The 24,557-nt window shown below is 63.2% G+C and carries 21 protein-coding genes; 14 read left to right on the top strand and 7 right to left on the bottom strand.

Annotated features, from left to right (window positions below):
* Positions 1–126 precede the first annotated feature (126 nt).
* The 11 genes from pyrH (at position 127) to lpxB (ending at position 11,397) form a co-directional block, all read left to right on the top strand.
* Positions 127–849, top strand: coding sequence for a UMP kinase (gene pyrH, locus AC1DXU_RS14020; protein ID WP_477247113.1), 723 nt, complete (start codon positions 127–129; stop codon positions 847–849).
* An 88-nt stretch (positions 850–937) separates the two neighbouring features.
* Positions 938–1,492, top strand: a complete 555-nt coding sequence (gene frr / locus AC1DXU_RS14015) for a ribosome recycling factor (RefSeq protein WP_477315008.1) — start codon at positions 938–940, stop codon at positions 1,490–1,492.
* A 33-nt stretch (positions 1,493–1,525) separates the two neighbouring features.
* On the top strand, positions 1,526–2,245 hold the full coding sequence (locus AC1DXU_RS14010) for an isoprenyl transferase (RefSeq protein ID WP_477369304.1): 720 nt from the start codon (positions 1,526–1,528) through the stop codon (positions 2,243–2,245).
* A gap of 11 nt (positions 2,246–2,256) precedes the next feature.
* Positions 2,257–3,072, top strand: a complete 816-nt coding sequence (locus AC1DXU_RS14005; protein WP_477369302.1) for a phosphatidate cytidylyltransferase — start codon at positions 2,257–2,259, stop codon at positions 3,070–3,072.
* A gap of 102 nt (positions 3,073–3,174) precedes the next feature.
* A complete protein-coding gene (gene rseP, locus AC1DXU_RS14000; protein ID WP_477315002.1) occupies positions 3,175–4,317 on the top strand; it encodes an RIP metalloprotease RseP in 1,143 nt (380 codons plus the stop codon).
* 217 nt (positions 4,318–4,534) lie between these two features.
* Entirely contained in the window at positions 4,535–6,898 is a 2,364-nt protein-coding gene (gene bamA, locus AC1DXU_RS13995) for an outer membrane protein assembly factor BamA (protein WP_477369300.1), read from the top strand.
* Between the two features lie 76 nt (positions 6,899–6,974).
* Positions 6,975–8,033, top strand: a complete 1,059-nt coding sequence (lpxD, locus tag AC1DXU_RS13990; protein WP_477369298.1) for a UDP-3-O-(3-hydroxymyristoyl)glucosamine N-acyltransferase — start codon at positions 6,975–6,977, stop codon at positions 8,031–8,033.
* A complete protein-coding gene (gene fabZ / locus AC1DXU_RS13985) occupies positions 8,026–8,493 on the top strand; it encodes a 3-hydroxyacyl-ACP dehydratase FabZ (RefSeq protein WP_477369296.1) in 468 nt (155 codons plus the stop codon). The genes lpxD and fabZ overlap by 8 nt, the downstream gene beginning before the upstream one ends.
* Positions 8,494–8,506: 13 nt before the next feature.
* Positions 8,507–9,337, top strand: a complete 831-nt coding sequence (gene lpxA / locus AC1DXU_RS13980; RefSeq protein WP_477369294.1) for an acyl-ACP--UDP-N-acetylglucosamine O-acyltransferase — start codon at positions 8,507–8,509, stop codon at positions 9,335–9,337.
* On the top strand, positions 9,324–10,226 hold the full coding sequence (locus AC1DXU_RS13975) for an LpxI family protein (protein ID WP_477369292.1): 903 nt from the start codon (positions 9,324–9,326) through the stop codon (positions 10,224–10,226). The genes lpxA and AC1DXU_RS13975 overlap by 14 nt, the downstream gene beginning before the upstream one ends.
* Positions 10,216–11,397 carry a lipid-A-disaccharide synthase gene (gene lpxB / locus AC1DXU_RS13970; RefSeq protein WP_477369290.1) on the top strand — a complete coding sequence of 394 codons (1,182 nt, stop codon included), beginning with the start codon at positions 10,216–10,218 and terminating at the stop codon, positions 11,395–11,397. Before AC1DXU_RS13975 ends, lpxB begins: the two co-directional genes overlap by 11 nt.
* Before the next feature lie 44 nt (positions 11,398–11,441).
* Here lpxB and gltA read toward each other — a convergent pair whose 3' ends face one another.
* A complete protein-coding gene (gene gltA, locus AC1DXU_RS13965) occupies positions 11,442–12,770 on the bottom strand; it encodes a citrate synthase (protein ID WP_477247095.1) in 1,329 nt (442 codons plus the stop codon).
* A 179-nt stretch (positions 12,771–12,949) separates the two neighbouring features.
* Positions 12,950–14,374 (bottom strand): glutamate--tRNA ligase, encoded by a 1,425-nt coding sequence (gltX, locus tag AC1DXU_RS13960; protein ID WP_477369288.1) that lies wholly within the window; start codon positions 14,372–14,374, stop codon positions 12,950–12,952.
* 101 nt (positions 14,375–14,475) lie between these two features.
* Here gltX and AC1DXU_RS13955 point away from each other — a divergent pair, with 101 nt between their 5' ends.
* A complete protein-coding gene (locus AC1DXU_RS13955; RefSeq protein WP_477369286.1) occupies positions 14,476–16,935 on the top strand; it encodes a ComEC/Rec2 family competence protein in 2,460 nt (819 codons plus the stop codon).
* On the opposite strand, the gene lexA is transcribed toward AC1DXU_RS13955, so the two are convergent.
* Complete coding sequence (gene lexA, locus AC1DXU_RS13950) at positions 16,929–17,666, bottom strand: transcriptional repressor LexA (protein ID WP_477369284.1); 738 nt, start codon at positions 17,664–17,666, stop codon at positions 16,929–16,931. The genes AC1DXU_RS13955 and lexA overlap by 7 nt on opposite strands.
* Before the next feature lie 478 nt (positions 17,667–18,144).
* On the opposite strand from lexA, the gene kynU reads away from it, so the two are divergent.
* On the top strand, positions 18,145–19,392 hold the full coding sequence (kynU, locus tag AC1DXU_RS13945; protein ID WP_477369282.1) for a kynureninase: 1,248 nt from the start codon (positions 18,145–18,147) through the stop codon (positions 19,390–19,392).
* An 18-nt stretch (positions 19,393–19,410) separates the two neighbouring features.
* On the opposite strand, the gene AC1DXU_RS13940 is transcribed toward kynU, so the two are convergent.
* Positions 19,411–21,036, bottom strand: a complete 1,626-nt coding sequence (locus tag AC1DXU_RS13940; RefSeq protein WP_477369280.1) for an AMP-binding protein — start codon at positions 21,034–21,036, stop codon at positions 19,411–19,413.
* Positions 21,037–21,216: 180 nt separating this feature from the next.
* Here AC1DXU_RS13940 and AC1DXU_RS13935 point away from each other — a divergent pair, with 180 nt between their 5' ends.
* Entirely contained in the window at positions 21,217–22,047 is an 831-nt protein-coding gene (locus AC1DXU_RS13935) for an alpha/beta hydrolase (RefSeq protein ID WP_477369278.1), read from the top strand.
* A gap of 7 nt (positions 22,048–22,054) precedes the next feature.
* Here AC1DXU_RS13935 and AC1DXU_RS13930 read toward each other — a convergent pair whose 3' ends face one another.
* From AC1DXU_RS13930 to trpC, 3 genes are read right to left on the bottom strand one after another with little or no spacing between them, the layout of a single operon-like run.
* Positions 22,055–23,260 (bottom strand): molybdopterin molybdotransferase MoeA, encoded by a 1,206-nt coding sequence (locus AC1DXU_RS13930; protein ID WP_477369276.1) that lies wholly within the window; start codon positions 23,258–23,260, stop codon positions 22,055–22,057.
* On the bottom strand, positions 23,260–23,742 hold the full coding sequence (gene moaC, locus AC1DXU_RS13925) for a cyclic pyranopterin monophosphate synthase MoaC (protein WP_477369274.1): 483 nt from the start codon (positions 23,740–23,742) through the stop codon (positions 23,260–23,262). Before moaC ends, AC1DXU_RS13930 begins: the two co-directional genes overlap by 1 nt.
* A 2-nt stretch (positions 23,743–23,744) precedes the next feature.
* Positions 23,745–24,557 carry an indole-3-glycerol phosphate synthase TrpC gene (trpC, locus tag AC1DXU_RS13920; protein WP_477369272.1) on the bottom strand — a complete coding sequence of 271 codons (813 nt, stop codon included), beginning with the start codon at positions 24,555–24,557 and terminating at the stop codon, positions 23,745–23,747.

The following is a 24,557-nucleotide window of genomic DNA, read 5'->3' as shown; positions in this document are numbered from 1 at the left end:
ACAGGGCGCGGCGTGACATCGCCGCGCCCTTCGTGTATCGGGTCAACGCATCGTGACAGCACCGCCGGGCGAAGCGGGGTCGGTTTTGCCTCCCGAATTCCCGCGCCGAGATTTTCGAGGAACCAGATGACGGCCAAGCCTCTCTTTCGACGTGTCTTGCTGAAAGCATCAGGCGAAGCGTTGATGGGGGAACAGCATTTCGGCATCGACGTGTCGGTGGTCGATCGCATCGCCGCCGACATCGCCGAGGCCCGCGCTTTGGGCATCGAGGTCGGCGTCGTCATAGGCGGCGGCAACATCTTTCGCGGCGTGGCCGTAGCCTCCAAGGGTGGCGACCGCGTCACCGGCGACCACATGGGCATGCTCGCCACCGTCATCAACTCGCTGGCGCTGCGCACGTCGCTGAACAAGATCGGCGTCGACGCCGTGGTGCTGTCGGCAATCGCCATGCCCGAGCTTTGCGAGAGCTTTTCGCAACGCCAGGCGACCGCTTATATGAACCAGGGCAAGGTCGTCATTTTCGCCGGCGGCACCGGCAATCCGTTCTTCACCACCGATTCGGCCGCAGCCCTTCGCGCCGCGGAAATCGGCGCCGACGCACTGTTCAAGGGCACCCAGGTCGACGGTGTCTATTCGGCCGATCCCAAGAAGGATCCGCACGCGACGCGCTTCGAGCGCATCAGCCATGCCGAAGTGATCAACAAAGGCCTTTCCATCATGGATACCGCCGCGATTGCACTTGCGCGCGAAAACAACATTCCGATAATCGTCTATTCGATCCACGAAAAGGGTGGTTTTGGCGACATCCTGAGGGGCGGCGGCCGTTGTACGGTCGTTGCCGACGATTGATCCGGAGCACAATCCCGAAAACCGGGGTTTTCGGAGTGAGGCTCGAACACAAGTAGTGAACCCGGGCAAACGGGTCGAGGAGACAATGATGAGTGGTGAGTTCGACGATCTCAAGCGGCGCATGGATGGCGCGATCGCCGCATTCAGGCACGACCTGGCTTCGCTGCGCACCGGCCGCGCCTCTGGCAACCTGCTCGACGCCATCCAGGTCCAGGCTTACGGCACCACCATGCCGATCAATCAGGTGGCGAATGTGTCGGTGCCGGAGCCGCGCATGATCTCGGTTTCGGTCTGGGACAAGTCGATGGTCGGCGCCGTCGACCGTGCCATCCGCGAATCCAATCTCGGCTTCAACCCGATCGTCGACGGCACCAATCTCAGGATTCCACTGCCAGAGCTCAACGAGCAGCGCCGCAAGGAGCTGGTCAAGATCTCGCATGGTTATGCCGAGAATGCCCGCGTCGCCGTGCGCCACGTGCGCCGCGACGGCATGGATTTCCTGAAGAAGGCGGAAAAGGACGGCGACATCAGCGAGGACGATCATCGCAAGCGCTCCGATCAGGTCCAGAAGCTGACCGATGAGACGATCAGCACCATCGACCACCTGCTTTCCGATAAGGAAGCTGAAATCATGCAGGTTTAGGGTCTGGCCATCGGCTGGCCCGAAAGCGAGAACATGGCAACGCCCGCGCATGTCGCGATCATCATGGATGGAAACGGACGCTGGGCCAAGGCGCGCGGCATGCCGCGGCTCGCCGGTCATCGCGCCGGTGTCGAGGCGCTGCGCAAGACCGTACGCGCAGCACCCGGTCTCGGCATCTCCTTCCTGACCGTCTATGCCTTCTCGTCGGAAAACTGGTCGCGGCCGAAAGCCGAAGTCAGCGACCTGATGGGTCTGTTGAAGCTGTTCATCCGCCGCGACCTTGCCGAGCTGCACCAGAGCGGCGTGCGGGTGAGGATCATCGGTGACAGGGCAGGGCTGCAGCCCGACATCAGGGGCCTGCTCGAAGAGGCCGAATCGCTGACCGCTGGCAACGAGTCGCTGACCCTGGTCATCGCTTTCAACTATGGCGGACGCGACGAGATCGTGCGCGCGGCGCGCAAGCTCGCCGAGGCTGTGGCGCGCGGCGAGCTCGCCAGCGAGGCGATATCAGCCGAATCCTTTGCCGCCTCTCTCGACACGCAAGGCATTCCCGATCCGGAGCTGGTCATACGCACCAGCGGCGAGCTTCGGCTGTCGAACTTCCTTTTGTGGCAGGCAGCCTACAGCGAACTTGTCTTCCTGCCTTGCTACTGGCCTGACTTCAGTCGTGAGCATCTGGCCGATGCATTGCGCGATTTCGCCGGCCGCGAGCGCCGTTTTGGCGGACTTGCCGCCCAAGACGTCGCTTCGTGACCGGCGCCGGCATGAGCAATCTCCAGCTTCGCGTCGTCTCGGCAGTCGTTTTGGCCGTTATCGCCCTTGGCCTGACCTGGCTCGGCGGTTTGTCGTTCCGTTTGCTTTGCGCCGCCATGACGGCGGTGATCTTCTATGAGTGGACGCGCATGTCGCGCCCGGCCGCCGTTGCCGGCCTCGGCTTTCTGCCGGAAGCGCTGCTTCTGGTCTTCGTTGGCGCCTTGATCGCCAGCCTGCCGGCGTCCTTGCTGCTGCCTCTTATCGCAGCCCTGGTTGTCGTCACGTCTGTCGCCGCACGGATTCGCGGAACAACCCAATGGGATGCGTCCGGCCTTGCCTACGCCGCGGTTTCCGGTCTTTCGCTGGCGCTGTTGCGCGACGGCGACCATTCCGGCCTGGTGGCGATCCTGTTTCTGTTCGCGGTGGTATGGGCGACCGACATTTTTGCCTATTTCGTCGGCCGCACTGTCGGCGGCCCGAAGCTGGCACCGTCGATTTCACCCGGCAAGACGCAGAGCGGTGCGCTCGGCGGCGCTGTCGGCGGCGTGGTTGCGGGGGTGCTTTTGGCTGCTGCGGCCGGTGCCGGCAATCTTGGTGTCCTTGGCCTGGTTGCATTGGTGCTGTCGATCGTCGCCCAGGCCGGCGACCTTTTCGAATCATGGGTCAAGCGCCGCCACGGGCGCAAGGATTCCAGCGCGCTGATACCGGGCCATGGCGGCGTCATGGACAGGGTCGACGGGCTTGTCGCGGCTGCCTTCGCCCTGTACGTCATCGGCTGGATTTCGGCGACCGCCGATCATCCGGCGCAGGGGTTGTTTCCGGCTTGAGCAGCATTTTCAGGGCGAAGAATGGCGCGCGCCACGGATTCGCCCGGATTGATGTCACAGTCGCGGCGCGAGCTGCGCTGCGGATGAATTTGAGGGCATGAATTGAACGAGATTCTTCACGCGGTTTTCAGCACGCAGGGCTTTGTCCTCGGCACGTTGGTGCCTTTCCTGTTCGTGCTGACCGTGGTCGTGTTCGTCCACGAAATGGGCCACTACCTCGTCGGCCGCTGGTGCGGCATCGGCGTAAAAGCCTTTTCGATCGGCTTTGGCCCCGAACTTTTCGGCTTCAACGACAGCCACGGCACGCGCTGGAAACTCTGCGCCATACCGCTCGGCGGCTATGTCAAATTTGTCGGCGACATGAACGCCACGTCGAGCCAGCCCAGCGCGGAAGATCTGGAAACGCTGACCGATGCGGAACGCAAGATTGCTTTCCACACCCAGCCGATCTGGAAGCGCGCGGCCACCGTGGTGGCCGGGCCACTGTTCAATTTCCTGCTGACGATCGCCGTCTTCGCAGTGTTGTTTTCCGCCTACGGCCGCCCTGTGATGGAGCCGATGGTGGCGCAAGTCACTGCCGGCAGTCCGGCGGAGAGGGCCGGCATTCTGCCTGGCGACCGATTCGTTGCTGTCGACGGCAGCAAGGTCGAGAGCTTCGCCGACGTCCAGCGCCTGGTTTCAGGCCGCGCCGGCGATGCCATCACCTTCATCATGCTGCGAGACGGCAAGGAGGTCACCGTTACGGCGACGCCGGAACCGATGGAGCAGCAGGACGCGCTGGGCAACAAGGTCAAGGTGGCCGTCATTGGCGTCGTCAACAACAAGGAACTCGGCCAACCCAGGCTGATCACCTACAGCCCTGTCGGAGCGGTAGGCGCCGCGGTCGAGGAGACGGGGCACGTCATTCAGCGCACCGGCCAGTTCCTGCAGCGATTCGTCGTCGGCCGCGAAGACAAATGCCAGCTGGGCGGCCCGATTAAGATCGCGAAGATGTCGGGGCAGGCGGCAAAACTGGGCTTCCTGTGGCTGGTGCAACTCGTTGCCGGGCTGTCGGTCGGGATAGGGTTTCTCAACCTTCTGCCGATTCCCCCCCTCGACGGCGGCCATCTCTTGTTCTACGGCGTGGAGGCTGTCATCCGGCGGCCGGTGTCGGAACGGATGATGGAAATGGTCTACAGGGCCGGCCTGCTTCTGGTGCTCGGCTTCACGGTGTTCGTTTTCTGGAACGATCTGTTTGGGTGCTGAAATCATGAAGGAATTTGACTTCGGCACGACCAACGTTGAGACGCCGTTTACCATGCAGGGGGGTATGAGTGACGCGAAAGCCACGCACCAGGGTTAAGTAATTACAAATTAACCAGAAGCCTTGCGTGTAGGGAAAATCCGGTTAATACGGTAGGAGAAATTACCGCACGTCCGGTTTTCTCGCCGTGGGGACTTCGAGAAAAGGTACAAAAGCCCGATGAAGGCAGCATCCAAGTTTCTGAGCGCCGCGTCCGCGGTGGCTTTGTCCGCCGCTCTGGTTGTGCCAGGCGCGCTCGCAGTGCAGTTCGTTGCCACATCTGCGGCTGAGGCTGCTGTTGTCAGCAGAGTGGAAGTCAGCGGCAACCAGCGTGTCGACGCCGACACCATCCGCAACTACGTCACCATCAAGCCCGGCAAGGCCTTTTCCAGCGCCGATATCGATGAAGCGGTCAAGGCTCTGTTCGGCACCGGACTGTTCTCGGACGTCCAGATCAATCAGGTCGGTTCGACGCTGGTCATCAAGGTTTCCGAATACCAGGTCGTCAACCAGGTACTGTTCCAGGGCAACAAGAAGCTCAAGGACAACGCCCTGGCGGTCGCGGTCCAGCTGAAGCCGCGCGGCACCTTCTCGCAAGCTGCGCTCGATGCCGACGTCGAGGCAGTTAAGGCTGCCTACAAGCGAATCGGCCGCGACGACGCCGCTGTCACCACGCAGATCATGGATCTCGGCGACAACCGCGTGAACGTGGTCTTCAACATCAATGAAGGCGGCCGCACCCAGATCGCTTCGATCAATTTCGTCGGCAACAGCGCCTATTCGAGCCGCCGTCTGTCCGATGTCATCGCCACCAAGCGCTCGACTTTCCTGTCGTTCGTGCTGCGTGACGACGTCTATGACGAGGACAAGCTGCGCGCCGACCAGGAATTGCTGCGTCGCTTCTACTACAATCACGGCTATGCCGATTTCCAGGTTGTTTCCGCCGTCGGCGAACTCGACGACACGACAAACAAGTACACGGTGACCATCACCGTGCAGGAAGGCGACCGCTACAATTTCGGTGACGTCAGCGTCGAGAGCACGATCCCCGAGGTCGACTCGAAGTCGCTGGAGTCGGTGGTTCAGACCCACAAGGGCGACGTCTACAACGCCAAGGATGTCGAGGACTCGATCATTGCGCTGACCGAGAAGGTCGCGGGTTCCGGTTATGCCTTTGCCCAGGTGACGCCGCGTGGCGATCGCAACTTCGAAAACCACACCATTTCGGTCGTCTACACGGTCGACCAGGGCACCAAGGCCTATATCGAGCGCATCGAGATCCGCGGCAACGATCGCACGCGTGACTATGTCATCCGTCGCGAATTCGACGTCAGTGAAGGCGACGCCTTCAACCAGGTTCTCATCCAGCGCGCGAAGAAGCGGCTGGAAAACCTCAATTACTTTGACAAAGTCGACATCTCGACGGTGCCCGGCTCCGAACCTGACCAGGTTGTGCTGGTGGTCGACGTGGTCGAGAAGTCGACCGGCGAGTTCTCGATCGGTGCCGGCTATTCGACCGGTGGCGACACGGCAGGCCCATCGGTCGAAGGATCGATCACCGAGCGCAACTTCCTCGGCCGCGGCCAGTTCATCAAGCTCTCGGCTGGTGGCGGCAAGAATTCGCGTGACTACAGCCTCTCCTTCACCGAGCCCTATTTCCTCGGACGGCGCATTGCCGCCGGCTTCGACATCTTCCAGCAGACCCGGAACTACGACCACTATGATAGCGAGACGTTGGGAGCGACGGTTCGCTTCGGCCTGCCGATCACCGACAGCATCTCGACCCAGCTGGCGTATAACATCTCGCAAGAAAAATACGCGATCGCAGACAATTGCTTGACCAGTGGGATTTACGATCCCAGCAAATGCACCATCTCCACCGCGATCCTGGACGGTGTGGCTCAAAGCCCATGGATCAAATCGTCGGTCAGTCTGGGTCTGCTCTACAACACTATCGACGACATGAAGAATCCGCATGAAGGCATCTATGCCAATGTCACCACGGAAGTGGCCGGCCTTGGTGGTGACGCGAAATTCGTCAAGGTCACCGGTCGCACCAGTGTCTACCAGACCCTTTCGGAGCAACTGGATCTGGTGGGGCTTGTCTCAGGCGGTGCCGGCTATGTCTATGGCTACGGCGATGGCAATTTGCGCGTCTTCGATCATTTCCAGAGCAGCGACCGCATGATCCGCGGCTTTGCCTATGGCGGTATCGGCCCGGTGGCCCTGGGTACCAGCGGCGACCATCTCGGCGGCACCACCTATTTCAATGCCTCGGCCGAAGCCCAGTTTCCGCTGCCTGTGATCCCGGAAAGCTTCGGCCTGCGCGGCGCGGTCTTTGCTGATGCGGCGACGCTCTATGACAACAAGGTTACCGGTGTCGACCCAGCGTCAACCGGCATGAAGCTGCGCGCTTCGGTCGGTGTCGGTCTGATGTGGGCGTCGCCCTTTGGCCCGATTCGCATTGACTACGCGATCCCGGTCAAGAAGCAAGCGACCGACGACGTGCAGGAATTCAACTTCGGCATATCGACCCGCTTCTGATTCGCGGGTAACGATGCTTCCGGGCCGTTGGGGCCCGGAAGAGAGTGATCCGACCTAGCTGGATATTGCTTTTGGAATGACCGATCCGGTGTTCTTCGCGCCCTCACGCCGATACACGGCTGGCGAAGTCGCGAATCTGACCGGCGCGATGCTTGTCGATTCCGACCAATCCCAAATATCGATCTCGGCCTTGGCGCCGGCGAACGAGGGCGGCGAGGATGCGCTCGTCTTCGTCGACGGCAAGCGCAATTTTGCGCTGATGCAGTCCCTGAAGGCTGCTGCGGTTCTCTGTCCCGCCGAATTTGCCGCCAAGGCGCCGGCGGGCGTTGCGGTTCTGGTCCATCCGCGTCCGCAACAGGCTTTCGCAATGGTCGGACGCCTGCTTTTCCCGGCGGCCGCCACGCCGGGGCCGATGACCAGCGAAACCGGTGTCTCGCCGCATGCCCATGTCGACCCGACGGCCCATGTCGAGGCCGGTGCGATCATCGAGGCTGGTGCCGTCATCGGACCTCGCGCTTCCATCGGCAGCGGAACCGTCGTTGCTCCCCATGCGGTGATCGGTCCTTCCTGCCAGATCGGCCGCGACGGCTACATCGGTCCGGGCACCAGCATTCAGTATGCGCTGATCGGCAACCGCGTCATCATCCATGGCGGCGCCCGCGTCGGACAGGATGGCTTTGGTTTCGTGGGTGGCGCCAAGGGGCCGGAGCGTGTCCCGCAGATCGGCCGTGTCATCATCCAGGACGATGTTGAGATCGGCTCGAACACAACGGTCGATCGCGGCGCCATGTCCGACACCATCATCGGCCAGGGCACCAAGATCGACAATCTGGTGCAGATCGCCCATAACGTTCGCATCGGCCGCAATTGCATTATAGCCGGGCTTTCGGGTATTTCCGGTTCCGTAACTGTAGGCGACAACGTCACTATGGGTGGCGGTGTCGGTCTTGCGGATCATTTGACCATAGGGGCAGGGGCCAAGCTTGCTGCGAGAAGTGGATTTATGAGCAACGTGCCTGCCGGCGAGATCTGGGGGGGCTATCCGGCCCAGCCGATGGCGGAAGCCATGCGCGAGATTGCCATGCTGCGCAAGCTGGCCAGGACGCGCAAGCAGGGCGACGGGGGGAATGGCTGAGATGACGGCGGCGACGACGCTGGAGGCGGTCGACATATTGGGGCTGATGAAGCTGCTGCCGCATCGCTATCCCTTTCTGATGATCGATCGCATCATCGACATCGATGGCGATGACTCCGCCGTAGGCATCAAGAACGTCACCATAAACGAGCCGCATTTCCAAGGTCATTTCCCGGACCAACCGGTGATGCCGGGTGTGCTGATCGTCGAGGCAATGGCGCAAACTGCCGGCGCCATCTGCATCCGCAGCCTCGCCGCCGAAAAACCATCCCTGGTCTATTTCCTGACCATCGACAATGCCAAATTCCGCAAGCCGGTCGTCCCCGGCGACCAGTTGAAAATCTATGTCAAGAAAATCAAGAAACGTGGCAATCTGCTCAAATTCGCCTGCGAAGCTCTGGTCGACGGCGCCAAGGCCGCTGAAGCCGAGATTTCGGCGATGATGGTCACCGGCGGCTGACGATCGAATGCTCATGAAAATCCAGACATCAATCCATCCTTCGGCGGTCATCGAGGAAGGCGCTCAAATCGGCGAAGGCGCCCGCATCGGGCCTTTCTGTCACATCAGTGCCGACGCCGTGATCGGCGATCGCGTTGAACTGGTCAGCCACGTCTCTGTGATGGGCGCGACCACCATCGGCGCCTCGACCAAGGTCTATCCGATGGCGGTGCTGGGCGGACCACCGCAGAACACCAAGCACAAGGGCGGCCGCACCACCCTGATTGTCGGCGAGAACTGCACGATCCGCGAAGGCGTCACCATGCATCTTGGCACCGATTCCAGCCGTGGCGAGACGGCGGTCGGCGCCAACGGCAATTTCCTTGCCTACGCCCACATTGCCCATGATTGCGTCGTCGGCAAGAACGCCACCTTCGCCAATGGCGCGACCTTGGGCGGCCATTGCGAGGTGGGCGACAATGTCTATATCGGCGGCCTTACCGCCGTGCACCAGTTTGTCCGCGTCGGCGACAATGCCTTTCTCGGCGGTTGCTCGGCAGTCGTTGGCGATGTCATCCCCTTTGCCATCGCCGTCGGCAATCGCGCCAGCCTGCGCGGCCTCAACATCATCGGCCTGAAGCGCGCCGGCCTGCCGCGCTCGGAAATCCATGTGCTGCGCAAGGCTTACCGGACGATCTTCGATCGCTCCCGTACCGTCGGCGAGAACATCGAATTCGCCAAGGCCGAGTTCGCCGCGTCGCCGACCGCCATGAAAATCATCGATTTCATCGCCAGTCGCGGCAAGCGGCACTACGCCGTCCCGTCGCTCAAGGGTGGCGACGGCGATACCGATGACGAAGACTGAGGTCAGCGGAACGAAGCTAGATCTCGCGCCAGGCTCCAGGGTCGGCATTATTGCCGGCGGCGGTAGCCTGCCGGTCGAAGTGGCCGTCGGCCTGGCGGAGCGGGGATATCCGCCTGTCATCATCCTGATGGAAGGCGAAGTCGACCGTATACCGGACCTCGCCGGGTACGAGCAGGAAACCCTTGCGCTGGAAGACATCGGCTCCCTTGTGCCGTTGCTGAAGCGACGCCGAATTACCCATCTGGTGCTCGCTGGAGAGATCAGGCGTCGGCCAAGGTTGACCAATCTGCGCCCAAGTCTCAGCCTGATTGCCGTCATTCCCGTGGTAATCAGGGCACTGGCCCGCGGTGACGACGGCCTGTTGAAGGTTGTGGCGCGAGGTCTGCAGGCGCGAGGCATCAAGCTTGTCGGCGCTCACGAGGTCGTCCCCGAATTGGCCGCGGCCGAGGGCTCGCTGACCAAGGCTGAGCCGCGAAAATCCGACTGGCGCGACATCGAGGCTGCCCGCGCGGCGGCAAAAGCCATCGGCGCCCTGGACATCGGCCAGGCCGCCGTCGCGATCGGTGGCCGGGTGATTGCCCTGGAAGGCATCGAGGGCACCAACGGGCTGCTTGAGCGGACGGCGCAATTGCGTGGTCATGGCAGGCTCGCCGGCAAGACCCGCGGTGTCCTGGTCAAATGCGCCAAGCCCGGTCAGGAACTGCGTGCGGACTTGCCATCCATCGGCCCGCAGACCGTCGCCGCAGCGCATGCCGCCGGGCTTGCCGGCATCGCCATCGAGGCCGGACGCTCGCTTGTCCTGGAAGGCCCTGCCACCATTGCCAGCGCCAATCAGTTGGGCCTTTTCATCGTCGGTCTGCCCGCGGCGGAGCTGGCACATGGCCATTGAGAAACCGCTGAAGATTGCCATCGTTGCCGGCGAAGAATCCGGCGACCTGCTTGGCGCCGACATCGTACAAGCACTCAAGCGCGCGACCGGCCGCGAAGTCCAATTGGTCGGCATTGGCGGCCGCCATTTGCAGGCGCACGGGCTTAACTCCCTGTTCGACGGCAGCGAAATTGCGCTGATGGGGTTCAGCGCGATCCTGCGTGATCTGCCGCGGCTGATCCGGCGGATCGGCCAGACGGCAAACGCGATCGCGACGGAAAGACCCGACTGTCTCATCACCATCGACAGCCCGGATTTCTCGCTGCGGGTGGCAAAGAAGGTGCGCGCCGCCAATCCGGCAATCCCGATCGTCCACTATGTCTGCCCGAGCGTCTGGGCGTGGCGGCCGGGCAGGGCGGTGGCGATGAAGCCCTATGTCGACCACATCCTTTGCATCCTGCCATTCGAGGTGAAGGCGCTCTCCCGCCTTGGCGGCCCGCCCGGCACCTATGTCGGGCATCGCCTCGCCCATGATGCGGGCCTGGCAGGTGCTGCCAGGGCCCAAGGCCTGCCACGCGACCTGTCCAATGACCGTGTCAAGACGCTGCTCGTGCTGCCCGGTTCGCGCCGCGGCGAAGTGCGCCGGCTGATCGAACCATTTGGCAAGACAGTGTCGGCACTGCGCGCGCGCGGGCATCGCTTGCGCCTGCTGTTGCCAACGGTGCCGCATGTCGCCGATCTGGTCAGGGCCTCGGTGGCGCGCTGGGACGAGACGCCTGAGATCATCCTCGATCCCGAACGCAAATGGCAGGCTTTCGGCAAGGCCGATGCGGCGCTGATCGCTTCGGGAACGGTGTCGCTGGAGCTTGCACTGTCCGGCGTTCCGATGGTGTCGTGCTACAAGCTTGACCCCATCGCGCGCCTGATCGCGCAGCATGTCATTACCGTCTGGTCGGCGCTGTTGCCCAATTTGATCGCGGACCGCGCGCTGATTTCGGAGTTCTATGACCAGTATGTCAGGCCGGACAATTTGGCTCACCAACTGGAAGCCCTGTTTGCCGAGACCGGCATGCGGGCCTGGCAAAAGGACGGTTTCGCGGAAATCGCCCGGCGCATGACGACCGACAAGCCGTCTGGCGACATCGCCGCTGATGTCGTGCTTCGCCATATCAAATCTGGTCACCACAAATAAAAAGCGCCTTTGCGGCGCTTTTTAGCGGTTCGGTTCGGGCCTGCTCAGCGCTTGGCGATCGGCACGTAGTCGCGTTCCGGCGCACCGGTATAGAGCTGGCGCGGGCGGCCGATCTTCTGGTGCGGATCCTCGATCATTTCCTTCCACTGCGCGATCCAGCCGACGGTGCGAGCGACGGCGAACAGCACGGTGAACATGGTGGTGGGGAAGCCCAGCGCCTTCAAGGTAATGCCCGAGTAGAAGTCGACGTTCGGATAGAGCTTCTTCTCGATGAAGTAGGAATCGGTCAGCGCGATCTTTTCCAGCTCCATGGCGATGTCGAGCAGCGGATCGTCCTTGATGCCGAGTTCGCCCAGCACCTCATGCGCGGTCTTTTGCATGATTTTGGCGCGCGGGTCGTAGTTCTTGTAGACGCGGTGGCCAAAGCCCATCAGCCGGAACGGATCGTTCTTGTCCTTGGCGCGGGCGATGAATTCCGGGATGTGATCGACATGGCCGATTTCGCCCAGCATGTTCAGTGCCGCCTCGTTGGCGCCGCCATGCGCGGGACCCCACAGGCAAGCGATGCCGGCGGCAATGCAGGCGAACGGGTTGGCGCCCGACGAGCCGGCAAGACGAACGGTCGAGGTCGAGGCGTTCTGCTCGTGATCGGCGTGCAGGATGAAGATACGCTCCATCGCGCGCGCCAGCACCGGGTTGATCTTGTATTCCTCGCACGGCACCGCAAAGCACATATGCAGGAAGTTGGCGGCGAAGTTCAGCTCGTTCTTCGGGTAAATGAAGGGCTGGCCGATATGGTATTTGTAGGCCATCGCCGCAATCGTCGGCATCTTGGCGATCAGCCGCATCGAGGCGACCATGCGCTGGTACGGGTCCGAGATGTCGGTGGAGTCGTGATAGAAGGCCGACAGCGCGCCGACCACGCCGCACATCACCGCCATCGGGTGCGCGTCGCGGCGGAAGCCGGTGAAGAAGCGCGACATCTGCTCATGCACCATGGTGTGGCGCGTCACCCGGTAGTCGAAGTCGTCCTTCTGCGCCTTGGTCGGCAGTTCGCCGTAAAGCAGGAGGTAGCAGACCTCGAGGAAGTCGCCATGCTCGGCCAGCTGGTCGATCGGGTAGCCGCGATGCAGCAGGATACCGGCGTCGCCGTCGATGAAGGTGATTTCGGACTCGCAGCTTGCCGTCGAGGTGAAGCCGGGGTCATAGGTGAAGGCGCCAGTGGTGCTGTACAGCGAGCCGATGTCGATAACATCTGGCCCGACCGAGCCGCTTCGCACCTTGAATTCGTGCGTTTTGCCGCCGAGTTCCAGCGTTGCCGTCGACGTGTGCGGTTTGCCGCCAAATTCCAGTTTTGTCGCAGCTTCGGTCATTGCAAGCTCCTTTTGTTTCGTCATGCCGGCAAAGGCAAATATCTGCAACGCAACACGTCGAAGGCATCGGACTGCGCGCTGGCGCCCGCAGGGGGATTTCCGTGCCAGATTGGGCCAAGACCTAATGTTGCACTGCGAAACGTACCTTTCAATGCCAATCTTCTTGGGCCAGATCTCTCCTAATCGATTTGATCGGCGATGCGCGCCAGGCTTTCCTCGCGGCCAAGCACGGCAAGCACGTCGAAAACGCCGGGCGACGTGCTCTTGCCGGTCAGGGCTGCCCGCAGCGGCTGGGCCACAGCGCCGAGCTTGTGGCCACCGGCCAGCGCGTAGTCGCGGATAGCGGCTTCCGCATGGGCGGCCGTCCAGTCGCCTGAAACCGCCTGCAGCGCTGCGTGAGCGCCGCGCAGGACTGCGCGCGCTTCGGCATTGAGCACCAGCGATGCCTTCTCGTCGACCGGCAACGGCCGCTCGACGAACAGGAAAGCGGCGCCGTCGACCAGCTCCACCAGCGTCTTGGCACGCTCCTTCAGGCCGGGCAGGGCGGCAAGCAACTGCGTCTTGCGCTTGTCGTCGAGACGCGCAGCCAGCGCCGGCCCGCCTTCGAGATAGGGCAGAGTGGCGATGAAGATGTCGAAGAGCGCCTTGTCGTCCATCTTGCGCATATGCGCGCCGTTGATCGACTCGAGCTTGGCGAAGTCGAAACGGGCCGCACCCTTGTTGACGTCGCCAATGTCGAACCAGGCAACCATATCCTTGATCGACATGATCTCGTCGTCGCCATGGCTCCAGCCGAGCCGCGCCAGGTAATTGAGCAATGCCTCGGGCAGGTAGCCCATGGCGCGATAGGCCTCGACGCCGAGCGCGCCGTGTCGCTTCGACAGTTTGGCGCCATCGGCACCATGGATCAGCGGGATGTGCGACATCGACGGCACGTCCCAGCCCATGGCGTTGTAGATCACCGTCTGGCGGGCGGCGTTGGTCAGGTGATCGTCGCCACGGATGATGTGGGTGACGCCCATGTCGTGATCGTCGACGACGACGGCATGCATATAGGTCGGGTTGCCGTCCGAGCGCAGGATGATGAAGTCGTCGAGATCCTTGTTGGGAAAGCGCACCTCGCCCTGCACGCGGTCGTGCACCACGGTCTCGCCCTCGGTCGGCGCCTTGATGCGGATGGCGCCCTTGACGCCCACAGGCGCCGCGGAGGGGTCGCGATCGCGCCACTGGCCGTTGTAGCGCGGCGGCAGGCCCTTGGCTCTAGCTGACTCGCGCATCGCCTCCAGCTCGGCCGGCGTCTCGTAGCTGTAATAGGCCTTGCCCATGCGCACCAGCTCCTCGGCCACTTCGCGGTGGCGCGGCGCGCGCTCGAACTGCGATATGGCCTCGCCGTCCCAGGAAAGCCCGAGCCAGGTCAGCCCATCCAGAATGGCCTGGGTAGCCGCCTCGTTGAAGCGCTCGCGATCGGTGTCCTCGATGCGCAGCACCATCGTGCCGCCGGTGTGCTTGGCGTAGAGCCAATTGAACAGCGCCGTGCGCGCGCCACCGATGTGCAGGTAGCCGGTGGGCGAGGGGGCAAAACGGGTGACGACCTTGTCGGACATGGAACTCTCGGGGAACGTGGGAAGCGGGTGTGGTTTCGCGGACTTTCGCGCGTTGCGCGTTCATGTAGCATAGGAGGTCTAGGGCGCAAGGGGCAGACCCGATGGCAGGACGTGGCCGGGGCGCGGACGACAGCGAGGACGCGACCGCAAGCGTCAGCGAACGATCGCTGTTTGCCGATGGTCCCTATGCCGAGCCGCTGCCCGTCTCGCTGCCTGAGCTGCGACCTAGCATCCTGCCCGTGCCGCCGGATCAAGCCACGCCGATACCGGTCGCTACGCCCGGATCGGTCACCCGTCTGCGCAAACTCGTCCGCCGTTCGTCATGGCCGGCAATCCGCCGAAGCGTCGCTTCGGCCGCCGGCACGGAACTCGACCGCGGCGTTGCCTTCCTGCTGGTGCCGGTTTTCCTGGCCGCAGGGGTGATCTTCTACTTCTCGTTGGCCAATGAGCCGGGGTTTGCGCAGCCCATTGCCGTCGTGGTGCTGATGGCATTGTGTGCCGTTGTCTCACGGTCGTGGCCGAGGACGCATCTGTGTTTCATCGTGGTGATGCTGTGCGCGCTCGGCGTGCTTGCCGCCAAGGTCGAAACCTGGCGCGCGGGAACGCAGATGCTCGGTTCGGAAATCCAGACGCAACTGACCGGACGTGTCGTTGGCCTCGATGAGATGTCGAATGGCCGCGTCAGGCTGACAATCGACGTGATCTCGACCGCCCGGCCAAAGCTGCGCTATGCGCCCGAGCGCGTCAGGCTTTCGGCACGGGAAATTCCCGCCGGGATGACCGCCGGCACGATAGCGACCGGCTATGTCCGGCTGTTGCCGCCAACCGGCCCGGTGCGACCGGACAGCTATGACTTCTCCTTCGACAGCTATTTCACCGGCATCGGCGCCAGCGGCTTCTTCCTCGGCAATCCGAAAATCGCAGCCTCCGAAGACCCGCCGCCGCTGGCAGCGCGGCTGTCTTCCGCGATCGAAAACGCGCGTGAGAGCATCGCAGATCATATCCGCGGCCAAATCGGCGGCGCCGAAGGCGAGATTGCCGCGGCACTGATTGTCGGCGTGCGCGCCGGCATCCCGGAAGAGATCAACGAGGCGATGCGGCGCACCGGCATCTACCACATCATCTCCATCTCCGGCTTGCACATGGCGCTGGTCGCCGGCACCATCATGGCGCTGCTGCGCGGCGCCTTCGCCCTGTTCCCGGATTTTTCCTCACGCCGGCCGGTGAAGAAATATGCCGCGGCTGCCGCGCTCATGTCCATCGCCGCTTATCTCATCATTTCAGGCGTCGTGGTCGCCGCCGAGCGCAGCTTCATCATGCTAGCGGTGATGCTCATCGCCGTGCTGTTCGACCGGGCCGCACTCACCATGCGCAATCTGGCGATCTCGGCCATTGCCGTCATCCTGGTGTCGCCGCACGAGGTGGTCGGCCCGAGTTTCCAGATGTCCTTCGCCGCCACCGCGGCCCTGGTCGGCGCCTATGCAGGCTGGTCCGACTACCGCGCGGGTAAGGCGACGTCGCCACCGCCGCGCCGCTCACCGCTTGCCTTCCTCAGCCGGAAATTCCTGTTGGCGACGGGCGGTCTGGCCATGACCTCGATTATCGCCGGCAGCGCCACAGCGCTGTTCGCCATCTGGCATTTCCAGCGTGTGTCGCCGCTCAGCCTGTTTGCCAATCTGGCCATCATGCCGATCGTCTCGCTGGTTGTCATGCCTTTCGCGGTTCTTAGTGCGTTGGCGATGCCGTTCGGCGCCGACGGGCCGTTCCTCTATGTCATGGGCAAGGGGCTGACAGCGATGATTGCCTTGTCGGCATGGATCTCGGAGCGCTCGCCAGTCGATGCGGTCGGGTTGATTTCGCTCAAGTCGGTGTTGTTGACAACCATCGCGCTGATCATCGCCACCATGGCAACGACATGGCTCAGGCTGGCTGCACTTCCTTTCGCGATCGCCGGACTGTTGACGATTTCCGACACACGCACGCCCGATGTGCTGATCTCGGAGGATGCCCATCTGGTCGCGCTGCCGATCGGCGGCGGCGAACTGGCCCTCAACCGGGTGCGCTCGAACGAATTCACAACCGACAACTGGAAGCGCGCCTTGAAGTCCGAAACCATCGTCGAGCCCGAGATATTCGACAACAGCGGCGAACAATTCGACATCGCCGACCCAGCCGAATTGCCGCCGGGGTCGCCGTTCTATTGCAAGGCCGGGCTGTGCCTTGCGCGGCATCCCTCAGGCGCCATCGTCGCCTATGTCGAAGACCGCAAGGCGGCGTGGAAAGCCTGTTCTTTCGCGACCCTGATCATCATCGACGACGCCACCGCCTATGACCCTTGCCGCAATCCGCTGGTCCTTGTCGTCAACAAACGGCAGCTTGCCCGTCTGGGCAGCGCCGCGATCTTCTTCGACCCGCAATCGGCAACCAGGCCGCCGGAGATCGACTTTGCCGTCGACAAGCCATACCGCCCCTGGCATGTCCAACGAAAGTTCTCGCGCGAGGCGAGGGGCATGCCGCCCTACAAGAAGCCCGACAGATCAGCCGCCGAGCCGGCTCAGTAGCGCCGTATCAGCCCGACCAGCTTGCCTTGCACCTTGACCCGGTCCGGACCGAAAATGCGTGTTTCATAGGCCGGGTTGGCGGCTTCGAGCGCGATCGAAGCGCCCTTGCGGCGGAACCGCTTCAGTGTCGCTTCCTCGTCATCGACCAACGCCACGATGATCTCGCCCGGGCTGGCGGTATTGGCATTGCGGATGATGACCGTGTCGCCGTCGAAAATGCCAGCCTCGATCATCGAATCGCCCTTGACCTCCAGCGCGTAGTGCTCGCCGCCCATGATCATGTCCGGCGGCACCGAGATCGAATGCGTCTGGTGCTGGATGGCGTCGATCGGCACACCGGCGGCGATGCGTCCCATCACCGGGATCGACACGGCGGCAACCACATCGTCGTCATTGCCGGCCGAAGGCATACGGGACGGTCCTGGCTTGATTTGCCGCCCGAGGCTGCCCTGACCAAGACTGCCCTGGATGACGCTCGGCGAGAATTTGCGCGCTGCGTTGAGACCGGGCGCGATCGAGTCCGGCAGGCGCAGCACTTCCAGCGCACGGGCACGATTGGGTAGCCGGCGAATGAAGCCGCGTTCTTCCAGCGCCGTGATCAGCCGGTGGATGCCGGATTTGGATGCGAGGTCGAGCGCTTCCTTCATCTCGTCGAACGAGGGCGGAATGCCGCTCTCCTTCAGCCGCTCATGGATGAACATCAGAAGTTCATGTTGCTTGCGCGTCAGCATGGCGGCCCCCAGGGATTTCGAACCAGAATCGGAAAAACAAACCCAGAACAAACACTATCTGTTCCAGTTGTGTTCCGCAACCGTTTAAAGTTTAATGAATGTGTTAGGGCTCTGGAAATGATACCGCCGCGCCAGCGGCGCAGCCCCGCTTTCACCGGATCGCGCCTCATCGCCTTGATTCTGCTTTCGTTTGCCGCCTCTGGGTTACCACAAGGCGGCATTGGAATCGGCCGTCAGCCGGCAAAGAGGACACGGAACTGAAGCCATATCGACGGGGCGGTTTGGTTAGTGAACCGTGAACGAAACGAAGTCAAAACGCCAACCTTGGGTTGGCTTGGCTCCTGGTTTTCAGCGCCTGGTCGGACAGCTTGTCATCGGTGGAACCTTGCCGCGCGATGCCAGGTGGTGGAAAAGCGCTCGTGACCGATGGATGCCGTCGTTCCGGCGTTGCGTCGAATCTTGGGGGAGCAGACAAACCATGACAGGAATTCCCGACCTCGCGGCCATCGAGGCGATGGATGCCGCGGATCCGTTGCGCGCCATGCGCGACCGCTTTGTGCTGCCGCAAGGGGTGATCTATCTCGACGGCAATTCTCTGGGGGCTGCCTCGCATGCCGCTTTCGAGGAATTGCGCAAGGCAGCGACCGAGGAATGGGCGCACGACCTGATCCGCGCCTGGAACACGGCCGGCTGGTTCGATATGCCGCTCGAACTCGGCGACCAGCTCGGGCGCCTGATCGGCGCCGCGGCCGGCCAGACGGTGGTCTGCGACACGACGTCGGTCAACATCTACAAGCTGCTGCACGCCGCGATGGCGATGCGGCCGGAGCGGCCGGTCATCGTGGCCGAGGGCGACAGTTTTCCGACTGACCTCTACATGGCTGAAGGCGTGCTCTCGACAAGAAAAAACACTCAGTTGCGCCTCGCCGGCGTCGACGCGCCTGATATCGAAGAGCTGATCGACCAACGCACCGCCGTGGTGCTGGTCAATCACGTCAACTACAAGTCCGGCGAGCTGCGCGACATGCTGGCACTGACGCGCAAGGCCCAGGACGCTGGGGCGCTGATCGTCTGGGATCTTTGCCACACCGCCGGCGCGATGCCGGTCGAGCTCGACAGATCGAACGCCGATTTCGCCGTCGGCTGCACCTACAAATATTTGAATGGCGGCCCGGGCGCCCCTGCCTTCATCTATGCGGCCGAGCGCCACCTTGCCGACATCCAGCAGCCGCTCACCGGCTGGTGGGGGCATGCCCGGCCCTTCGCCTTCGAGCCAGGCTATGCCGTGGGCATCGGCATCCGCCGCTTTCTGTGCGGCACGCAGCCGGTGCTGTCGATGCGCACGCTGAAGGGGGCGCTCGACATCTGGAGGGATGTCGACATGGCGGCGGTGCGCAGCAAGAGCATTGCGCTGGCCGACCTGTTCATCGAACTCGTCGAGGCCAAGTGCGGCGCTTACGGGCTGACGCTCGAAAGCACCCGCGACGGCGCCAAACGCGGCAGCCAGATTTCATTCATGCACGAGCATGGCTACCAGATCATGCGGGCGCTGATCGAACGGGGCGTGATCGGCGATTTCCGCGCGCCGTCGACCATGCGCTTCGGCTTCACCCCGCTCTATGTCGGCTACGCCGATGTCTGGCACGCGGTCGAAGTGCTCGAGGACATCTTGCGCAGCGGCGCCTGGAAGGATGCGCGCTTCGCCGTCAAGACGGCCGTCACTTGATCGGAAGCGCCGGTCTCGTCAAACGGTTTTCGGCGCGCGCAGCCGAAAACGCTGGATCTTGCCGGTCTGCGTCTTGGGCAGCGCGTCGACGAACTTGACCGACCGCGGGTATTTGTAGGGAGCGATTGTCGCCTTGACGTGGTCCTGCAGGCGTTTGACGGTTTCCTGGTTTGCCGCGACGCCTTGCACCAGCACGATATGGGCTTCGACGATCTGGCCGCGTTCGCTGTCCTCGGCGCCGATCACCGCGCATTCGGCGACGTCGGCATGCGAAAGCAGCGCCGCCTCGACCTCCGGCCCGGCAATGTTGTAGCCGGCGCTGACGATCATGTCGTCAGAGCGGGCGGCAAAGTGGAAGAAGCCGTCTTCGTCCTGCAGAAAAGTGTCGCCGGTGAGGTTCCAGCCGTCGCGGACATACTCCTTCTGCCTGACATCGGCCATGTAGCGGCAGCCTGTTGGGCCGCGCACCGCGAGCCTGCCCGTCGTGCCGCGCGGCACCTCGCGCATCTGGTCGTCGACGATGCGCGCTTCGTAGCCGCCCACCGGTTTGCCGGTCGACGCCGGCTTCATGTCATCAAAACGGTTGGAGATAAAAATGTGCAGCATTTCGGTGGCGCCGATGCCGTCGAGGATCGGCTTGCCAGTCTTTTTCGTCCATTCCTCGAAGACCGGCGCCGGCAATGTTTCGCCGGCCGAAACGGCAACGCGCAGCGATGACAGGTCGGCGCCTTCGTCCATCGCCTTCAGCATCGCCCGATAGGCGGTCGGCGCGGTGAACGAGATGGTCGCCCTGTAGGTCTCGATGATGTTGACCATGTTGGGCGGCGTCGCCTGTTCCAGCAAGGTCGCCGCGGCACCGAAGCGCAGTGGGAAGATGGCAAGACCACCGAGACCGAAGGTGAAGGCGAGCGGTGGTGAGCCGACAAAGATGTCGTCCGGCGTCACCTCCAGAATTTCGCGCGCATAGGCGTCGGCGATGATCAGCAGGTCGCGGTGAAAATGCATCGTCGCCTTCGGCACGCCGGTGGTGCCGGAAGTGAAGCCGAGCAGGGCGACGTCGTCGCGGCCGGTTTTCACCGCCGAAAAAACGACCGGCTTGTCGAGCGCCGCGCGATCGAGTTCGGCGTCATGATTGGCGGTGCCGTCGAAGCCCACGACCTGTTTGAGGAACTGGCTGTCGTTGGCGCAAGCCGCCATCTCGTCCATCAGCCTGACATCGCACAGCGCCAGCGTGATTTCCGCCTTGTCGACGATCTTGGCCAGTTCGCCGGCGCGCAGCATCGGCATGGTGTTGACGACGACCGCACCCGCCTTGGTGGCGGCCAGCCAGCAGGCGACCATGGCCGGATTGTTGGCCGAGCGGATCAACACCCGGTTGCCAGATCTGACGCCGAAATTCTCGACCAGCGCATGCGCCAGCCGGTTCGTCCAGTCGGACAGTTCCTTGTAGGTGCGGCGGCGGCCATTGCCGATCAGCGCCGTATGGTCGCCAAAGCCTTTTTCGACCAGCCTGTCGGTCAGTTCGACCCCGGCATTGAGGAAATCGGGATAGGCAAAGCCGTCGAGCAGGAAGTCAGGCCATTGGTCCTGCGGCGGAAGATTGTCGCGCGTGAAGGTGTCGGTATGGCCTGTCGGTCCAAGCATTTCGCGGCTCTGTCCCTACCTGCTTTGTGACCATGGCATGCGTTGCCTGGACAGGTGACAACATCGCATCTGGCGAAAATTGTTTCAAGCCTAAAGGTTTTCACCTCGAAGCATTGACGGCACCGCCCGCCATGCTCATTGCTACGCTGCAAAAGCCACATCGCCAGCGGGAGGCGCCGGGTGCTCGAACATCACATTGCCGACTGGGACAACGCCTATGCCAACGGCGTCAACATCGCCGGCAGCGATCGATGGCCGACGGCGTGGGATGAGCCAGCCCAGGCTTTTCGCGATGCTCTGTCGGCCAAGGGCAGGGCACAGCTCGACATTGTCTATGGCGATTACCCCCGCAACCGGCTCGATCTTTTCCTGCCGGCCGCCAAGGCCAAGGGGCTCGTTGTGTTCATCCATGGCGGCTACTGGATGGAGTCCGACAAGAGGACCTGGTCGCACCTCGCCGCTGGGCCGATCGTCCACGGCTATGCGGTGGCGATGCCGTCCTACACGCTCTGTCCGAGCATACGCATCGCCGGCATCGTCAGGGAAGTCGGCGCGGCTATCGGCAAGGCGGCGGCGATGGTCGAGGGGCCACTGATGTTGACCGGGCATTCCGCCGGCGGACATCTGGCCAGCCGGATGGTGACGGCAACGACGCCTCTGGCGCCCGAAGTGGCCGGGCGCATCCGCCATGTCGTGTCGATCTCGGGTGTGCACGATCTGCGGCCGATCATGCGCGCCGGCTTGAACGAGACGCTGGCGATCGATGAGCACGAGGCGCTGACGGAAAGCCCGGCGCTCTTGCTGCCGATGGACAAGGCCCGCCTGACCTGCTGGGTCGGCGGTGGCGAGCGCGCCGAGTTCCTGCGCCAGAGCGCGCTGCTGGCCAACATCTGGACAGGCCTCGGCGCCACGACCAGCTCGGTGGTTGAACCCGACCGGCACCATTTCAACGTCATCGACGGTTTGGCCGACCCGGGCCATCCGCTGACCAGGACCCTGATCGCCGAGTAGAGAAAGTTCAGCGTAGCATCAGCACGCTGCAGGCAGCACCCACAGCCGCGGCAGGGGCGAACGGTTCTCGCACGATCAGCCCGTTGGCGTCGGCCAGCATTCGCAGCATCGAGGAATCCTGGATGCCGAACGGCGTCGCCACCAGCGCACCGGCGTCTTCCCTGATGACGGCCCGCACATAGTCCTGCCGGAGATCGTTGGCCGGCATCGCGGCGCCAAGCTTTGCCTCGCGTATGTCCTGCCGGTGGCTGCGGCCGCCGAGCCGAGCCAAAAGCGGCTTCAGGAACAGCTGCGAGCAGACCAGGCTCGCCACCGGATTGCCGGGCAGGCCGATGCACCTGATATCGCCCAGCCGCCCTGACATCAGCGGCTTGCCCGGTCGCATGGCGATCTTCCAGAAATCCAGCGACATGCCTTCGCCGGTCAGCACGTCATGGACTAGGTCGTGGTCGCCGACCGAGGCGCCGCCCAGCGTGACGATGACGTCCGCGCCGGCCGCGACCGCCTTTTTCACCAGCGCCGCGATGGCTTCCTTACGGTCAGCCGCAATGCCGAGATCGAGCGCGCGGGCGCCAACCGACTGGGCGGCGGCGGCGACACCGTAGGCGTTGGACGAGATGATCTGGTCGGGGCCGAGTTCGCTGCCTGGCGGCAAGAGTTCGTCGCCGGTGGCGATGATGGCAACCAGCGGCCGCTTGACCACGCTGACGCGTGGATGGTTGGCCGATGCCGCCAGCGAGAGCGCCGCGGGATCGAGCAGGCGGCCTTTTTCCAGCAGTATGTCGCCCTTGGAAAAATCGAGGCCGAGCCGGCGGATGTTGCGCTCCGCCGCCGTCGGCTCGGTCACCTCGATGCTGCCGTCACCGAGATCCCGGACATTTTCCTGGATGACGATGGTGTCGGCGCCTTCAGGCAACGGCGCGCCGGTGAAGATGCGCACTGCTTGCTTCGGCCCGACAATGCCGTCAAAGCCGCGTCCGGCCGGCGCCACGCCGATCACCGAAAGCCGCGCCGGGACGGAACCGACATCCACAGCCCGCGCGGCATAGCCATCCATGGCGGAAGCGTTGAAGGGGGGCTGGGTGCGCAGTGCGACGACCGGCTCCGCCAGCACCCGGTCGGCGGCGTCCAGCAGCGCGACGCTTTCACTGCCTGAGGGCTGAGCACCTTCCAGCAGGCGCTCCAGCGCCTCTGCAACCGGAACCAGTGCCATTATTGACCCGCCTTGTAGTCGCCGGACTTGCCGCCGGTCTTTTCAACCAGCCTGATGCCGGAGATCACCATGGCGCGGTCGACCGCCTTGGCCATGTCGTAAATGGTCAGGCACGCGACCGAGGCGGCAGTCAGCGCTTCCATCTCGACACCGGTCTTGCCGGTGACGCGGGCGAGTGCCGTGACCCTGAGGCCGGGCAGCGCTGCATCGGGCTCGATATCGACGGAGACCTTGGTCAACAGCAGCGGATGGCAAAGCGGGATCAGCTCATGCGCCTTCTTCGCCGCCATGATGCCGGCGATGCGCGCTGTGCCGAGCACATCGCCCTTCTTGGCGTTTCCCGCCAGGATCATCGTCAGCGTTTCGGGCTGCATCGAAACAAAGCCTTCGGCGATCGCCGTACGCGTCGTCTCCGCCTTGTCGCCGACATCGACCATATTGGCTTCGCCCTGCGCGCCAAGATGGGTGAGGGCGGCTATCATCGTCAGATGGCCTCGGCGGGCGCCTTGCCCGTCAACAACAGGCGTGTTGCGGCCGCCACGTCCTGTTGCCGCATCAGGCTTTCGCCGACGAGGAAGGTGCTGATGCCGGTCTTTTGCATCCTGAGGCAATCGTCATGGGTGAAAATGCCGCTCTCGCTGACCAGCAGGTGGCCTCCGGGCACCATCGGTGCCAACCGTTCCGAGGTTTCAAGGCTGGTTTCGAACGTTCTCAGATTGCGGTTGTTGATGCCGATCAGCTGCGACGACAGGTTTAGCGCGCGCTCCGTCTCGGTCTCGTCATGCACTTCGACCAGCGCATCCATGCCGAGTTCGAATGCCGTCGCTTCCAGTTCGCTCGCCAAGGCATCATCGACACTGGCCATGATGATCAAGATGGCGTCCGCTCCCCAGGCGCGGGCTTCGAACACCTGATAGGGATCGAACAAAAAGTCCTTGCGCAGCGCGGGCAGGGACACCGCCTGGCGGGCATTGGTGAGAAATTCCGGCGCGCCCTGGAAGGACGGGGCATCGGTCAGCACCGAAAGACAGGCGGCGCCGCCTTTCTCATAGGCTCGCGCCAGTGCCGGTGGGTCGAAGTCGGCACGGATCAGGCCCTTGGACGGGCTTGCCTTCTTGATTTCGGCAATCAGGGCGAAGCCGCCCGATCTGTGCTTGGCCTCGAGCGCTGCGAGAAAGCCGCGCGGCGCGTCGGCATCCTTTGCCCGTGCCTTGATCTCGGCAAGCGGCACCCGCTGCTTGGCCGCCGCGATCTCGTCGCGCTTGTAGGCTTCGATCTTGCGCAGGATGTCGGCCAT

This window comes from Mesorhizobium sp. P3_A10 (assembly GCF_056403175.1).
The sequence above is the reverse complement of the archived record's forward strand: the minus strand, read 5'-3'. Positions and strand labels throughout refer to the sequence as shown.